General features: G+C 60.4%; 14 protein-coding genes. 3 read left to right on the top strand and 11 right to left on the bottom strand.

The annotated features are described in order from the left end of the window. Window positions 1-89: 89 nt before the first annotated feature. Both L0U79_RS09900 and L0U79_RS19300 read right to left on the bottom strand, forming a co-directional pair. Window positions 90-2,738 (bottom strand): M1 family metallopeptidase, encoded by a 2,649-nt coding sequence (locus L0U79_RS09900; protein ID WP_233842071.1) that lies wholly within the window; start codon window positions 2,736-2,738, stop codon window positions 90-92. Window positions 2,739-2,969: 231 nt separating this feature from the next. Continuing rightward, the gene (locus L0U79_RS19300; RefSeq protein WP_233842069.1) at window positions 2,970-4,490 is read right to left on the bottom strand and encodes a GGDEF domain-containing protein; all 1,521 of its coding nucleotides are present in this window, start codon (window positions 4,488-4,490) and stop codon (window positions 2,970-2,972) included. A gap of 382 nt (window positions 4,491-4,872) precedes the next feature. Between L0U79_RS19300 and L0U79_RS09890 the strand changes: the two genes are divergently transcribed. Next, window positions 4,873-5,814, top strand: a complete 942-nt coding sequence (locus tag L0U79_RS09890; protein WP_233842067.1) for a sensor domain-containing diguanylate cyclase — start codon at window positions 4,873-4,875, stop codon at window positions 5,812-5,814. A gap of 64 nt (window positions 5,815-5,878) precedes the next feature. Here the strand turns inward: L0U79_RS09890 and L0U79_RS09885 are convergent, their stop codons facing one another. The 9 genes from L0U79_RS09885 to miaA form a co-directional block, all read right to left on the bottom strand. After that, window positions 5,879-7,192, bottom strand: a complete 1,314-nt coding sequence (locus L0U79_RS09885) for a type II toxin-antitoxin system HipA family toxin (RefSeq protein ID WP_233842065.1) — start codon at window positions 7,190-7,192, stop codon at window positions 5,879-5,881. 35 nt (window positions 7,193-7,227) lie between these two features. Beyond that, window positions 7,228-7,488: a helix-turn-helix transcriptional regulator gene (locus tag L0U79_RS09880; protein ID WP_233842063.1), complete on the bottom strand. Its 261-nt coding sequence runs from the start codon at window positions 7,486-7,488 to the stop codon at window positions 7,228-7,230. A 144-nt stretch (window positions 7,489-7,632) separates the two neighbouring features. After that, window positions 7,633-8,925 (bottom strand): adenylosuccinate synthase, encoded by a 1,293-nt coding sequence (locus tag L0U79_RS09875; protein ID WP_233842061.1) that lies wholly within the window; start codon window positions 8,923-8,925, stop codon window positions 7,633-7,635. Window positions 8,926-9,007: 82 nt separating this feature from the next. Further along, window positions 9,008-9,193 carry a DUF2065 domain-containing protein gene (locus L0U79_RS09870; RefSeq protein WP_233842059.1) on the bottom strand — a complete coding sequence of 62 codons (186 nt, stop codon included), beginning with the start codon at window positions 9,191-9,193 and terminating at the stop codon, window positions 9,008-9,010. 10 nt (window positions 9,194-9,203) lie between these two features. Further along, the gene (hflC, locus tag L0U79_RS09865) at window positions 9,204-10,079 is read right to left on the bottom strand and encodes a protease modulator HflC (RefSeq protein ID WP_233842057.1); all 876 of its coding nucleotides are present in this window, start codon (window positions 10,077-10,079) and stop codon (window positions 9,204-9,206) included. After that, complete coding sequence (gene hflK / locus L0U79_RS09860; protein ID WP_233842055.1) at window positions 10,076-11,182, bottom strand: FtsH protease activity modulator HflK; 1,107 nt, start codon at window positions 11,180-11,182, stop codon at window positions 10,076-10,078. The genes hflC and hflK overlap by 4 nt, the downstream gene beginning before the upstream one ends. A 181-nt stretch (window positions 11,183-11,363) precedes the next feature. Further along, window positions 11,364-12,680: a ribosome rescue GTPase HflX gene (gene hflX, locus L0U79_RS09855; protein ID WP_233843884.1), complete on the bottom strand. Its 1,317-nt coding sequence runs from the start codon at window positions 12,678-12,680 to the stop codon at window positions 11,364-11,366. Between the two features lie 6 nt (window positions 12,681-12,686). Next, the gene (gene hfq, locus L0U79_RS09850; RefSeq protein ID WP_233842053.1) at window positions 12,687-12,968 is read right to left on the bottom strand and encodes an RNA chaperone Hfq; all 282 of its coding nucleotides are present in this window, start codon (window positions 12,966-12,968) and stop codon (window positions 12,687-12,689) included. Between the two features lie 164 nt (window positions 12,969-13,132). Next, the gene (miaA, locus tag L0U79_RS09845) at window positions 13,133-14,080 is read right to left on the bottom strand and encodes a tRNA (adenosine(37)-N6)-dimethylallyltransferase MiaA (protein WP_233842051.1); all 948 of its coding nucleotides are present in this window, start codon (window positions 14,078-14,080) and stop codon (window positions 13,133-13,135) included. Window positions 14,081-14,232: 152 nt separating this feature from the next. Here miaA and L0U79_RS09840 point away from each other — a divergent pair, with 152 nt between their 5' ends. Both L0U79_RS09840 and tdh read left to right on the top strand, forming a co-directional pair. After that, window positions 14,233-14,907 carry a hypothetical protein gene (locus L0U79_RS09840; RefSeq protein ID WP_233842049.1) on the top strand — a complete coding sequence of 225 codons (675 nt, stop codon included), beginning with the start codon at window positions 14,233-14,235 and terminating at the stop codon, window positions 14,905-14,907. Between the two features lie 100 nt (window positions 14,908-15,007). Further along, window positions 15,008-16,042 (top strand): L-threonine 3-dehydrogenase, encoded by a 1,035-nt coding sequence (tdh, locus tag L0U79_RS09835; RefSeq protein ID WP_233842047.1) that lies wholly within the window; start codon window positions 15,008-15,010, stop codon window positions 16,040-16,042. Window positions 16,043-16,083: the final 41 nt, after the last annotated feature.

Here is a 16,083-nt window from a genome sequence, read left to right as displayed (position 1 = left end):
CTTTCCCGGCCAGCATACCACGCAGTTCCTTGCGGATTTTCGGGGCCGAAAGCCCCCTCCCGTTCAGAGAGGGGGCCAAACCGAGTGCATCAGCCGTTCTTATTCAGCCACGTATCGATGGCGGGCATACGATCCTTGTGCACGCCGATGCGGTACTGAATATTCGCGATCGCCGTATCCGCCACGCGGCGCGACGTCGGTGCGATATGCGCCTGTTCGAATGCGCGCATCTTGTCGATCGTCTGAGGGTCCAGCGACGAACCGATCAGGCGCGGGTAGTACTCGCTGCGCGAGGGGGCGTCGACCAGCTTATCCATCTGTTCCCGGTGCGCCACCGCAAAATCGAAGGCCATCTCAGGATGTTGACGCGACGCCACCGACACCATGTTGGCGCTGTTGGTGGCGCCCGGTTCGTTCGTCAACGCAAGATCGAGTGCGCGCTGGGCAAGACTCTTGTCTTTGGCGTTGGCCAGCAATGCGTACAAGTTGTCTTTGATCAACGGCGTTTTTTCAGACTGCGCGCGCGTGTGCAACTGGTTCCAGGTGGCTTCGTCGGCGTTATACGCAACCACCGCCGTGATGGTCTTGCGCAGCGCCGCCGGCATCGCCGACGGATCGCTGGACTGCGCGGCGAAACGACGCTGCGCCTCCTTGATCACGTTCTGGTCGCCAAGCGTACTTAGCGTGTAGATCAGCTGCTCACGCAGGATCGCAACCGGCGCCTGCTCGCCCGCCTTGGAAGTCCAACCGACCTGCTGAAACACAGGTTCGAGTTTGGAGATAGCGAACGTGCGGAACGCAGCCTGCCCTGGATCGCCGTCGCGGTAATACCGATTCAAGCCCGCCAATTCCTGCGTGATATTGCCCCACAGCACCGGATTGGCGTCGACCGGCGTGGCCTTGATCAAATCCAATACACCCGACGCAGGCTGCAGTCCCGCCAAGCCCAATGCGGACGTGTCGTCCATCAGACCCAGCTGATCGATCGGCGCAAGCTTGGCGTAATCGGCGCTAAGCGCGGCGAAGTCTTGTGGCGTGTACAGCGTGCGGAAATAACCGGTCTGCCCTGCGTTGACGACGACCGGACCGCAGCCAGGCACGACGAGCGAGGCTTGTCCGTTCACCAGCGTGCTTGCCGCTTCGCCACCCACCGTCTGCGCGGTCACCGGCACATGCCAATGACGCATCATTTTGTTGGCGGCGCCCTTGGTGAATTGTCCTTGTGTGAGTTGCAACGTGGTACTGCCGTTCTTGCACGTTTCCGAGGCCACGCGAATCAGCGGTACGCCAGGCTGCAAAGTGAAATCGTGCGCAACGGTCGCCACCGGTTTGTTGGTGACCGTTTCCATCGCGTGCCACAAATCGTCGGAAACCGTATTGCCGTAGGCGTGATCCTTCATGTAACGGCGCACGCCATCGCGCCACGCATCGGCGCCCACGTAATTTTCCAGCATGCGGATAACGGATTCGCCTTTCGAATACGTGATCACGTCGAAGGCCTGATTGGCCTGCTCCACCGTTTCAATATGCTGCACGATCGGATGCGTGGTGGAGGCGGCGTCGAAACTCATCGCCCCTTCGCGGATAGCAACCGTGTCGAGTTGCGCGTTCCATTCCGGATGCAACTTTTCCGTAGTGCGCGTCGCCATCCACGAGGCGAAGCCTTCGTTGAGCCACAAATCGTCCCACCAGCGCATCGTCACCAAATCGCCGAACCATTGATGCGCCATCTCGTGCGCTTCGGTACCGAACACGCCTTCCTTGTCCGCCTGCGTGGAGATCGACGGATCGAGCAGCATGGCGTATTCGAAGGTGAAGATCGCGCCCCAGTTTTCCATCGCGCCGAAGAACTGACTGCTACCCGGCGACGCGACATTGTCCAGCTTGGGCAGCGGATACGGTGTGCCGAAGTAATCGTTGTATTCGTGCAGAACCGCCTTGGCCGAATCGAGCGCGAAGCCGGCTTGCGAGGAAAGTCCCTTTTGCGTGACCACGCCGATCTCGGTGCCGTCGGCGCTGGTCGTCGTGCGGTCGAAATCGCCGGCACCGAAGAACAGCAGATACGTGGACATCTTCGGCGACTGCTTGAAGCGAACCTGCGTCAGGCCGTTGCCGAGATCTTTCTTTTCTTCGGCGGGCATATTGCTCACGGCCATCTGGCCCGTGGGAATCGTGGCCGTCAGATCGAATGTCGCCTTGTACGCAGGTTCATCCCACGACGGAATAAAGCGGCGCGCATCGGAATTCTCGAACTGCGTATACAGCGCCTGTTTGCGGCCGTCCTTGGTGTCGTAATGGATCACGAACAGACCGTTGGGCTGCGTGTCGATCGTGCCGACGTAGTCCATCGTCAGGCGATAGCTGCCCGCCGGAATCGGTTTGGCGAACGTGAAAGTCGCGGTTTGCGCCTTGTCGTCGATGGCGATTTTCGGTGCGGCAAACGTCGCCTTGCCCGAATCTGACGACAGGGTCACCGAAAAAAACTTCATTTCCAACGCATTGAGTGTGATGCTCGCTGTGGGCTTGATGACGTCGATAGTCACCGTCACCTTGCCGTCGAACTTCAATCCATCGATATGAGGCGTTACAGCAACGTCGTAATGCGTGGGGCGCACGGTGCGCGGCAGCTGCGTGGTGCCGATCACCTCCGCCGAAGCGGCGGTTTGCGCCATGACGGGGCTGACTGTGGCGGCGCCAGCAAGCGCCACGACGATGGCGGAAAAAAGTATCTTGCGCATAACGTCCTCTTTGTCGGTGGGTGACCGGCCTAGTCGGCGGGTAAGCATGTCTCGCTTTTGAAGCGAAGCAGACCGCGGATGTCCCCTGAACGTTCCGGCCGGCTCGCGTAGAGCTACCGAATAGTGCGGCGACTGGGAGGCTGCGAGATACGGCCGGAAGTCACGGCTTGCTGCTTGGGCACCGTTTGAAAGGATCGCCATCAAGCTATTGGCCTGCGGATAACGCGCGCTTTACGGGATAGCGTCGCCTTGCGTATCAAATCGAGCTTGCGCGGAAGACGGGCATGGCGCCGCCGCATCGGCCGTCTCCAACCGATTTCTCCCCTTGCTCTTGGCGCGGTAAAGCGCACGATCGGCTTCGTCCAGAATGATCGTGGGGTCCATTGAGGTTTCTTGCGTCTGCGTTGCGATGCCAATGCTTACCGTTACGTGACCCAACGGACAGTTGGGGTGTGCGATTTCCAGCCGCTCGATGGACGTGATCAGTCGATGCGCCACGTCCTGCGCGGCGTCCGCAGGTGTGTTATCGAGCACGATCGCGAATTCTTCGCCGCCGTAACGCGCCACCAGATCGTTCGCACGCACCTGGATGCTGCTGAGCGCGCCGGCCACCCGAACCAGGCAGGCGTCGCCGGCGATGTGTCCAAGGGTGTCGTTGTATTGCTTGAAGAAGTCGATATCGATCATCAATACCGAGCAGTAGTGGCCGGTTTTTCGCCCCGATTCCAAGGCTTCGCGCAAACGCGTATCCAACATGGCGCGATTGGCGATGCCGGTCAACGGATCGCGCCCCACTTGCTGCTCAAGACGCCACGTACTGAGATCGACGGCTCGCTGCATGTCCAGATGACGGCTTTGAATAATCGCGACGCGCAACCCGTAGAAAACTACCGAAACGCCGGCTGCCATCACGCCGGGAATAAAGCTGATGCGCGACACGCTGATCCCAAGCATCAAAATCATCAGCGACATCATGATCGGCGCAAACGACGCAATCGTTTGCGATACGCCCAGCGGCGGATGATAGGCGCGCAACAGCCGCGGCGGCTGACGCATAAGCACCATGATCAACATGACGTAGGGGATATCGACCATCGAGCCCGCCCACCAAGGCAAGCCGCGCAATTCGATACGGTTGTAGACGTACGCCACGATCGCATTGACCAAAAGATAAGTGCTGGCCGCGTAATAAAAATATCGCCACCGAAAACTGCGCGCGCCCAACATGCGCAAAATCGCCATGGCCGCCAAGGAAAAATCGACCGCATCTGCGTGATAGATCACCACCAAGACGCTATTCGGATCCGACGCCAAGGGACCGCTCAGCAACTGCGTCACCAGCTGGTACAGCAACACCGCAACCAGACACGAAAGAATCAGATCCAGCACGATCACGGCGCGTGGCTCATGCTGCGCGAACGAGCGCGCCAGCATAAACATCGCCGGGATCATATACAGGCCTGAAATCACCACGCCGATGGCGGTGAGATAACCGCCCTTATCGCCCACTATCGTGGTGAGCAGATTGGTGATCGCCCACAACACCTGCATCAACGCCGCCAGCGCCAGCAGCAACCATGGCATTTTGATCAGCGGCGGACTGCGCCGAAAGCGCAGGAAGACCATCCATACCGCGGCGCACTGCACGGCGACCATCGCCAATTGCGGCAACGGGTCTTGCGCATGACCGCTCCAGCTTGCAAGAGCCAGATGAACGATCAGCAATACCGCCAGTGCCCATGCGAAACGCACGCGAGCGACCCCCAGAATCGATGCGCAGAGAGGTGCGGCGTGTGCGGACAAAACGCGTCACATCGAAGAAAAAACGCCACTTTCCTAAATCATCCAGCCATACGATCCAAGCGCCACCTCCACAACCGCCGCCCGGATCAAGTGCCCAGCCTACCGCCGTTTTCAGAACTATTACCGAAAAACCTTATATACGCCAAGCACGTTACAAGGCGGGTTTCCTCGGCGACACCCGTGGCCCTGGCCCAGAGGGATGGCACGCCTCCATGGGCATGACCATTGCTTGCCGTTAGTGGTTTGAAGGTGACAAAGATCGATCCGGATGCGGGACGATCGATGAAGACTTCGACCGATCATCTCGCAACGCTCAACCCGGAGCCGCTCCATGAACGCCACGCTAGACGCCAAGTTGGAACTGGACAACGACACCTATAAAACGCTGTTGGAATCGACCCGGGCCATTCCTTGGAAAATCGATTGGAGCACGATGCAGTTCGCTTATATCGGCCCGCAGATCGAAGAACTGCTGGGCTGGGAACCGTCGAGCTGGGTCAGCGTGCAGGATTGGGCCGACCGCATGCATCCGGAAGATCGCGATTGGGCTGTGAATTTCTGCGTCGCGCAATCCAAGGCAGGCGTGGATCACGAAGCCGATTATCGCGCGCTCAAGAAAAACGGCGATTACGTATGGATTCGCGACGTGGTGCATGTCGTGCGCAAAGAAAACGGCGACGTCGATTCGCTGATCGGCTTTATGTTCGATATCAGCGAACGCAAACGTACCGAAGAACAACTCGCTGCGTTACGCCGCGAACTGGAAGAACTGTCGTTCAAAGACGGTTTGACCGGCGTCGCCAATCGCCGGCGGTTCGACGTGGTGATGGAAACCGAGTGGGATCATGCGTGCCGCAACAAGCAATCCATATCCGTGCTGATGCTGGATATCGACTGCTTCAAGCAATACAACGATCACTACGGTCACTTGGAAGGCGATCAATGCCTTAAGCGCGTCGCCAAACTTTTGACCGTCGCCGCCTCACGCCCGCGCGATTTTGTCGCTCGTTTCGGCGGCGAGGAATTCATTATCGTGATGCCGGATACCAACGAAACGGAAGCGTACAAAATCGCTTCGCGCTGCCGCGAATTGATCGCCAGCGAACATATTCCGCATAACGGTTCGGACGTCAGCAAATACCTCACGGCCAGCATCGGCCTAAGCACGGTCACACCAAACTGCGGCGACGTATCGCTGCGATTTATCGAACAAACCGATCGACGGATGTATCAGGCCAAGCAACGCGGAAGAAATACCGTCGTCAACGACTAACCAAAATGGATTGCATGATCGCGCTGCTCGATCTGGCGTAAACGGTGTATTTCCCTGCGGTCGGTCAACGACGATTCGGTTCCGAACTCAACCGTTTGGTCGCACTAAGCATGCCATCATTTACCGATTTGAAGACTAGCTCAGGAAATTCTTTGGGCAACCGCTTCACGACGCGATCTAAAACAGTGGGCACCTGCTGAACAATGTCATCGATCAGCGCGGGCATTTCGGGCAAGCCGAGTTTTTCGCCCATGGCGACCCAATGCCAGCGGTGAATGCCATAGAGATCGTAATGGCGATTGCGATCCACCACGGCCATGGCGAGTTTCGCTTTGCGTGAATCGAGATGTGTCGCTTTATTTCCCATGATGGGATAAGCAGAAAGGATGTCGTAGAGCGGTGTCATGCAGTACCTACCGCGGGACAGCAAATGCAAACTGAAATTTTTTGCATGGCCGTCGGTCGCAGCCATCAGCCAAAAGAGCAATTGGCTCTTGAAGAATGCGGTGCGGTCCTCCGCCGCATTTTCAGAACCGCGAAGCCGCTCCATGATGGGCTGAATGCCGGGGCCGCCGTCTGCTTCGTATTTGCGTACGGGCGACACTCCCAATGCCTGACAAAAGTCTTCTTGCGGATTGCGCATCCACCATCGGCCATCTTTGGCCAGAGTGCGGTCAAAGCGCTCCACGATTAGTGCCTTTTCGTCTTCGAACTGACCGATTTCGACCGCGGCGACGGATAGGCCGAACTCGCGCACGATTTCCATGCAGAGCCATTCGTTTTCAACGGAGTCGCGCATGTCGGCACGCATGTTGCCAACCAAGCCCAATGGCAATTTGAAAATATGCGTACTCGGCGTAGCGCCGTGTGGAACGCACCAGCGCCCATCATGTTTAAGCAGCGCCGCTTTCTCTTGCGCGCCAGCAATGGATAGACGAAACGCATCGTCTTCCCGTCGCCCCAATGGCCCGGTTACTGTGGTGTCGTGCAACAGTTGCGCTACAGCTGCATCATCGATCGGCTCGGCTTCGATTCGCCGTACGTCGCCTGGCGCTTGCCCTGCAGGCACGAGTTGTACGGCGCCGGCACAATCGCGACCGATGGTTGCCAACATATCGAACGCCGAGGTCGATTTCGCTCCATATCGCTCGCGCAATCGACGAAGGATGCGATCGTTATCCGGCAGAAGGTTTTCAAAATAAGCGCCGACCGCAGGTGTGGCTAACGGAATGACATGTCCTTTGGCGTCGACATCGGTCCACGGCAACGAAAGTGATAAAGGTCGGCCTTCCGGCGCTTCCATCCAAGTTCGTTCGTAAATCAGGCGATCGACGCCCGCGCGCGAACGCTCCCATCGACCGACGGATACGCCGTTCATCCATATATCGAGTGCTGGCACGCGTGGAGCCATGGTTACCACTCAGTCTCGGATGGTTTCGATGCCAATTTGTCGGTTCGGGTGCCCTTGGGTTGCAGCACGATCTCCAGACCAAGCAACAGGCACAACCGATGAATGCGCTCGAACGATGCACGGCCGGCTTGGCTTTCGAGTTTTGAAACCGCTTGCGTGGAAACGCCAAGCTGGCTGGCGACTTGAGCCTGGGTCAGGCCTTGCCTGATTCGAGCGGCACGCAGCAGCGTGCCGAGTTGATCGGGAGTACGGATCGCATCCATAGGATTCAACCTGTAGGTTGATAACGGCGTTATCAACCTACAGGTTTAATTATGCAAAATCAACCTATAGGTTGAATTCGACTCTCGATGCTCTAAAAATCAATCTAAATCATTGATTTTTATATATTTCACTGAGCCACCGGATTACGCGAACGGATCGTCCAGCACGATGGTGTCGTCGCGGTCCGCACCGGTCGCCACGATGGCGAGGCTGCAGCCGGAGAGCTCTTCCACCGCGCGCAGGTATGCGCGCGCTGCGGGCGGCAGCTTGTTCCAATCGCGGATGCCGGCGGTGGATTCTTCCCAACCCGGGAATTCCAAGTACACGGGTTTGCATTCGGCCCAACCGTCGGCGTCGAGCGGCGCGAGGTCGCGACGCTTGCCGCGGTATTCGTACGCGATACAGACCTTGATGGTTTCCAGGCCGTCGAGCACGTCGAGCTTGGTGATGGCCAGGCCGTTGATGCCGTTGATCTGCACGGCGCGCTTGAGCGCGACGAGGTCGATCCAGCCGCAGCGACGCGGACGGCCGGTACTGGCGCCGAATTCGTTGCCGACTTTGCGCAGGCGCTCGCCCATCTCATCGTTGAGTTCGGTGGGGAACGGGCCGCCGCCGACGCGCGTCGCATAGGCTTTGCAGATGCCGAGCACGTAGTCGATATCGCACGCACCCACGCCGGTACCGGCCAGCGCGCCGCCGACGGTGGTGTTGCTGGAGGTGACGTACGGATACGTGCCGTGATCGATATCAAGCAACGCGCCCTGCGCACCTTCATACAGAATGTTGCCGCCTTCCTTGCGCACGTCGTGCAGGATGGTGGCGACGTCGTCGACCATCGGGCGAATGAATTCGCCGTAGGTGATGGCGTCGTCGAGCACTTGCTTGTAGTCGACCGGCTCGGCCTTCAGCCACTGCGTGAGGATGAAGTTGTGATAGTCGACGGCGCACTTGATGAGATCCGGCAGCTCGTGCGGATACATCAGATCCGCCACGCGCACGCTGCGGCGGGCGACTTTGTCTTCGTACGCCGGACCGATGCCGCGGCCGGTGGTGCCGATCGCCTTGCCGCCGGCGGCGGCTTCGCGCGCCTTATCCACGGCAATGTGGTACGGCATGATCAGCGGCGTGGCCGGGCTGATCTTCAAGCGGTCGCGCACCTTGACGCCTTGCGCTTCGAGTTCCTCGATTTCCTGCTTGAGCGCGGCGGGCGACAGCACCACGCCGTTGCCGATCAGGCAAAGCGCGTCGTCGCGCAAGATGCCGGACGGGATCAGATGCAGCACGGTCTTCTTGCCCTTGATGACAAGGGTGTGGCCGGCGTTGTGACCACCCTGGAAGCGCGCGACGGCGCCAACGCGCTCGGTCAACAGGTCGACGATCTTGCCTTTACCTTCGTCGCCCCACTGTGCGCCAAGAATTACGACTGACTTACCCATGATATGTCTCGCTCTAAAAGGACGTTCCGATCGGCGGAACGGGAAAACTAACGCGCGGCCATGACCGCGTGGTGAACGTTTTTCAATGCACCCAATGCAGCGTGATCAGGCCGATGCCAATCGCGACCGCGCCGAACACGCGCAAGGTACGCGGATGCAGCTTCAAGGCCTCGCGCATCACCGCCTGCCAACCGTTGGGGGCGGCGAACAGCACCAGGCCCTCGATGACCAGTACCAGACATAGTGCGGCGTAGAACTCGCGCGGCATCGCCTTAACCTCAGTGCCGGACCGGCGCGGACGCCGGGTTGCCGAAATAGCGCAGGAATTCGGAATCGGGCTTCAGGATGATGGTGCCTTTGCCGTCGCCGAAGGATTTCTTGTAGGCCTGCAAGCTGCGATAGAACGCAAAGAAGTCTGGATCCTGCGCATAGGCCTGCGCGAAGATCTGCGCAGCCTGCGCGTCGCCCTCGCCCTTCACTTTTTCCGCGTCGCTTTCGGCGTTGGCGCGAATCACTTGCGCCTGGCTATCGGCGTCGGCCTTGATGGTTTCGGCTTGTTGCTTGCCGTCGGCGCGAATCGCGGCAGCCTCCTGCTGACGCTCGGTCTGCATGCGCTTGAAGACCGCGGACTTGATGTCGTCGGGGAAGTCGATGCCGGTAACGCGGACATCCACCACCGAAATGCCAAGCTTTGCCTGCGTTTGTTCGTTGGCTTGCTTCAGCGCATTGGCGGCGATGTCGGCCTGGTTCGCGGCGATCAGGTCTTCGAGCTTGTAGCCGCTCAGAATGCTGCGCAGCGCATTGCTCACGATTGGGCTGAGCCGCTGGCCGGCTTGCAACTCGTCGCCGCCTGTTGCGCGGTAATAATCGGCCGTGTTGTTGATGCGCCACTTCACGTAGTACTCGACATTGACGCTTTGCTTGTCGGCCGACGCAAAACGCTGCGGCGCGCCGTCGAAAGACAGCACACGCTCGTCCAAGGTAAGCACCTGTTGCAGCAGCGGCACTTTGGCGTGCAAGCCCGGTTGCCGATCGGTGCGCATAATCTTTCCGAATTGCAGCACGAGCACATTCTGGCCTTCGCCAACCGTATAGAGACTGTTGAAGCCGAGCAGGATCAGCAGAACGATAACGATCGCAGCAGTGGTTTTCATGGCTGCTTCCCCTTGTCCGCTTCCTCGCCGACACCGCTGTTGGACGGTGCCACCGCGCCTACCCCCGGCAGATTGGTCGCCGGTTGCGCGTCCGAACGATCGTTGGCGATGTTGATGACGCTACGGCCGTCGGAACCGTCGATCACTTTGTTGCTGACACGAAGAATGTCTTCCATGGTTTCCAGCCACAGGCGACGACGGGTGACATCCGGCGCGGCCTTGTATTCTTTGAGGATCGCGTTGAAGCGCTCAGCGTCGCCTTGCGCCTGCGCGACGCGTTCGGCCTTGTAGGCTTCCGCTTCGGCCGACAAGCGCTTGGCGTCGCCCTTCGCGGTGGGAATTTCCTGGCTCGTGCCGGCGTGCGCCTGATCGATCAAACCTTGTCGATCTTGGCGCGCGGCGATGACATCGTCGAATGCGTCTTTGACTTCCGGCGGCGGCGTGATCGACTGAAAACTCACGTCGGTGACTTGCAGACCGCAGTCATAGGTGTCCAGCGCGTGCTGCAGTTGACTGCGCACTTGCTGTTGCAGTGCGCTCACATGCGAGCTCGGCGCGTTGCTGTCGCTTTGTCCGGTGAGCACGTCTTCCATCGTTTGCGCACCGATCACCGCACGCACCACGGCCTGCACGGCTTCGTTGAGCGTGCCGTCCGGATCGCGCGTGTTGAACAGGTATTTCTGTGGATCGGTCACTTGATACTGCACGTTGAAATCGACCGCGACGATGTCCTGGTCGCGCGTCAGCATGCGAATTTGGTCGGACATGGCGCGTACGCGCGACGTTGCGACCGGCTGCACGGTCTCGATGGGCAGCGGAAGCTTCACATGGAATCCGGGGCCGAGGGTGCGCGCATACGCGCCGAAGCGCTCGACCACGCCAACCTGTCCCGCGTCGATCACGGCATAGCTGGTGAGCAACAGCCAAGCCAGCAGCATGGCCACGACAATGGTGAGTATGCCGCCGGGGCCACCCATCTTGCCGATGCGCTTGAACACGTCCTTGACCGCGCCCTCAACGCCAGGCGGTTTACCGCCGGCATTGCGCTTGTTCTTATTCCACGGATCGCGTTGCCCGTTGTTGCCGGGTTCGTTCCAGGCCATGGTCAGTCTCCTTGAGGCCGCTGGGAGGCCGGCAACAGTGGCCGGAAAGCGCTGGGTGCTGGATGGGACATGGTGTCGGATAGTGGGCGTGCAAGCTCTCACGTCGAGGCCATGCACAAACGGTCGCATTCTATCAGAGACAGTACGGTTACAGCCTCACGGAACCTACGGAAGGCTCCGCCTACATGGCGGCATCGAGGTCGGGGTCGCCGAGCAAACCCCGCAACAACTCCACATCCGTGCCTCGGCCGCCGGTCAGCGGCGCCAGCACGCTACGTGGCGCATCGATACGCAGGCGCCAGCCCTCTTCGTCCACGGCCTCTTCGGCAATGGCTCCGGCCGCGCGCAATCGGGCGTGCAGGCGCCCGGCGGAAAGCGGTAAACGCAGCTCCGATTGCACCCGATCGCCGCCCAGGCATTCGCCCAAGGCTTGGCGAAGCAGGTCCAACCCCTGCCCGGTCGCGGCCGACACCCACACTTGCTGGGGAACGCCTTGCGCGTCGCGCACGATGCGCGGTTCGGCATCGACCAGATCGATCTTGTTCATCACTCGCAACTGCGGCACGTCGCCGGCGCCGATTTCCTCCAGCACCTGATCGACGACGTGATGGAGCCGCTCGCGCTCTTCATCGGCCGCGTCGCTGACGTGCAGCAGCAGATCGGCGTCGCGCGCTTCTGCCAAGGTGCCGCGGAAGGCGGCGACGAGATCGTGCGGCAGCTCGCGGATGAATCCCACCGTATCGGCCAGCACGGCCGGGCCGCAGGTCAAATCGTCGAGTTTTCGCACGGTCGGATCGAGCGTGGCGAACAGTTGGTCCGCCGCATACACATCGCCTTGTGTCAGCACATTGAACAAGGTGGATTTGCCGGCGTTGGTGTAGCCCACCAGCGCGACGCGCGGCACGGTATTGCGCAAGCGCGCCCGGCGCTGCTGCGTGCGCTGGGTTTGCACTTTTTCCAGGCGCTTGGTGAGCATTTTCACGCGCTCACCGAGCAGGCGGCGGTCGGTTTCCAGCTGCGTTTCACCAGGACCGCGCAAGCCGATGGCGCCGCCGCGCTGGCGTTCCAAGTGGGTCCAACCGCGCACCAGGCGGGTAGCCAGATGTTTGAGTTGGGCGAGCTCCACTTCCAGCTTGCCTTCATGCGATCGGGCGCGCTGCGCAAAGATGTCCAGAATCAAACCGGCGCGGTCGACCACGCGCACGTTGAGCAGCTTTTCGAGGTTGCGCTCTTGCACGGGCGAAAGCAGGTGGTCGACCAGCACCACGTCCGCCTCCAGGGCGCGCACCGCCTCGGCCACTTCGTCGGCTTTGCCGGTACCGATGTAATAGCGCGGATTGGGTGCTTCGACGCGCGCGGGAATGCTCGCCAGCACTTCCGCGCCGGCGGACTTCACCAGTTCGACGAACTCTTCCGCGCGCTCGGCTGCGTCGTCTCCTCCCCGCGAATGCGGGAGAACCAATACAGCGCGCTCGCCTTTCTTTTGTCTATCGAACAGAGTGAATCAACCTTCGCTTTCGGCCGACGCGTGCTCGAGATGGCTTTCGTGGCCTTCGTGACTTTCGTGGCCATTGCCCACGCGCACGTTGCGGCTCGGCACAACGGTGGAGATGGCGTGCTTGTAGACCATCTGACTGACCTGGTTACGCAGCAGCACCACGAACTGATCGAACGATTCGATCGTGCCCTGCAGCTTAATGCCATTGACCAGATAGATGGCGACCGGAATGCGCTCACGGCGCAATGCATTTAGAAACGGATCTTGCAAGGATTGCCCTTTTGACATTTTTGTTCTCCCCCTCATCCACGGATAGGCCGAAAAAAAGTGGCGCCAACGACGCCCCGACCCGAGTCTTTGAATGTTAACCGCTTTTAAATCGTGGATGAAAGAGTTTTGTAAGTGATGACAAAGACATAACGAAACTGCGTCACCGTTTTTACGAACAGTGCTCAGTTTGATCCCAGGAAGAGTCGCAGGGCTTCGGTCGCGCGTTGCTGGAGGCCGCCCCGCTCGGGGTCCAGGACACGCGCATCCAGCTCACTGCGCAGCCAGGTGATCTGTCGTTTTGCGAGCTGGCGAGTGGCGAAAATGCCCCGGTCCCGCAGCTCGGCCGCGTCGTAGAGGCCGTCCAAATGCTCCCAGGCCTGGCGATAGCCCACGGCGCGGATGGCCGGCAAATCGGCGGCAAGGTCGCCGCGTTGGCGCAAGGCCCGCACTTCGTCGAGCAAACCATGTCGCAGCATGTCGTCGAAGCGCTGGGCGATACGGGCATGCAGCGGAGCGCGGTCTTCCGGCAGCAGGGCCAGCTTCAAGACGCGCCAGGGAAAGGGCTGCCCGCGGCCGCCTTGCTGCTGGGCGCTCAGCGGCAGCCCGGTCAGCGCGATCACTTCCAGGGCGCGTTGAATGCGCTGGGTATCGGCCGACTTGATGCGTGTGGCCGCGGCCGGGTCCAATTCCGCCAGCCGACGATGCATGCCGTCCCAACCAATGACAGACGCTTCCTCCGCCAGCTGCGCACGCACCTCGGCATCCGCCTCCGGCAGACTGGACAGCCCGCGCTGTAGCGCGCGGAAGTACAAGCCGGTGCCACCCACCAGCAAGGGGATGCGACCGGCGTCGCTGGATCGGCGCATCGCAGCCTGCGCATCCGCGCTGAAATCGGCGGCCGAATACGGCTGGGCCGGATCGCGGATATCGATCAGCGCATGCGGGTAGCGCGCGCGCGTCGCGGCATCGGGCTTGGCGGCGCCGATATCGAGTCCGCGATAGACCAGCGCCGAGTCCACGCTGATCAAGTCGAGCGGAAATTGCTCGCTCAGCGCGCACGCGAGCGCCGTCTTGCCCGACGCGGTCGGGCCCATCAGGAATATGGCGAGCGGGCGGCGATCGACAGGCATCGACGGATTTTAGCGGTTCGGCTTGGCGATCAGCAGTGGCCGATTTGTTTCCGTGTGTCCACTGCAGCGCCGAACGCGCGTTGATATCGCAGTCGCCACAATGATCTTCGCTTATGTCGCCTTCCGTTTTTCTTCGCCCAACGTTCCTGTGGATGGCCGCAGGACTCCTCTTCACCGGTGTTGCTTCGGCGCAAACCGCAACCTCGCAGCCCGATTTCACGGGCATCTGGCAAATCAATGATAAAGCGAGCGACGGTGCGGCCGTGATTGCGCAACGCTTGCATGCCCAACAAAAACGCGAGCAGGCGCCGTCGTCTCGCCCGGCCTCGGCGGCATCGAGCGGCACACCGCCTTCGTCGTCGAACAATGGCTTTGGCGGTGGCCACCACGGCATGGGTGGCGGCATGGGAGGAGGACGCGGCATGGGCGGCGGTGGCCGACACGGCAATCGCGACACGCAGGATCAATCCAGCGACAGCAGCGCGCCGCGCAAAGATCCGACGCCACCCCTGCTTGCCAACGACGCCCTGTTGAACGTGCAGCAAACCAGCGCAGGCCTGCAGGTAGACTTCAACAACACCGACCGGCTCGACACGCGGTTCGACGGCGTGGGTCGCCCCTCGCTCAACGGCAGCGCACATGTGCAGACGCAGCTGACGCCAACCGGCATGCAGATTGCTATGACCTTCGACGACGGCACGGAACTGGATCAATCGTGGGAACGCTCGCCGGACGGTCATCACCTGACGGTGACAGAAACGTGGACGACAAACGCGGCCAAGGCGCCGATCGTCTTCAGACGCAGCTACGACCGGCTCGATCTGTGAGCGCACTCGGCATGGATGCCGCAGCGCAGTAAGTCTTGGACTACATGCACCGATATAATTGCGGCCTTCGTTCCCCTCCCCGCCCGCTTTGGATGTCCCCATGCCGCAAACGATGAAAGCCCTGGTCAAGCGCCTGCCCGAAAAAGGCATTTGGATGGAAGAAGTGCCGGTGCCGGAGGTCGGCCCGAACGAGGTGCTGATCAAATTGGAAAAAACCGCGATTTGCGGCACCGATTTGCATATCTATAAATGGGACGAGTGGTCCCAGCGCACTATCAAGCCCGGCCTCACCATCGGTCACGAATTCGTTGGCCGCGTCGTTGAAATCGGCCCGGGCGTGACCGGATACAAAATCGGCGACCGCGTTTCCGCCGAAGGCCACATCGTCTGCGGCCACTGCCGCAACTGCCGCGCCGGCCGTCAACATTTGTGCCCGAACACCATCGGTATCGGCGTGAACCGCAACGGCGCGTTCGCCGAGTACATGACCATGCCGGCCGCCAACTTGTGGCCGATTCCAGATCAGATTCCCTCCGAGCTCGCCGCCTTCTTCGACCCCTACGGCAATGCCGCGCACTGCGCGCTGGAATTCGACATGGTGGGCGAAGACGTGCTGATCACCGGCGCCGGCCCGATCGGCATCATCGCCGCGGGCATCGCTAAGCATGTGGGCGCGCGTAATGTGGTCGTCACCGATGTGAACGACTATCGCCTGAAGCTCGCCGCCGATATGGGCGCGACGCGCGTGGTGAACGTCGCCAATCAATCGCTGAAAGACGTGATGAAAGATCTGCACATGGAAGGCTTCGACGTGGGCCTGGAAATGAGCGGCAATCAACGCGCCTTCAACGATATGCTCGATTGCATGTATCACGGCGGCAAAGTCGCGTTGCTCGGCATTCTGCCCAAGGGCGCGGGCATCGATTGGGACCGCGTGATCTTCAAGGGCCTCACGCTGCAAGGCATTTACGGTCGTCGCATGTACGAGACCTGGTACAAGATGACGCAAATGGTGCTCACCGGTTTTCCGCTCCAGAAGGTGCTCACGCATCAAATTCATATCGACGACTTCCAGAAAGGTTTCGACCTGATGGACGCCGGCACGTGCGGCAAAGTCGTCTGCTCCTGGCATTGAGCTGAATCGAACGACACCCTGTCACGGATTTAACCGACAGG

This window comes from Dyella sp. 2HG41-7, from assembly GCF_021390675.1.
Taxonomy (GTDB): domain Bacteria; phylum Pseudomonadota; class Gammaproteobacteria; order Xanthomonadales; family Rhodanobacteraceae; genus Dyella_B.
Note: the sequence above shows the minus strand (reverse complement) of the source record. Positions and strands in the feature narration are given on the sequence as shown.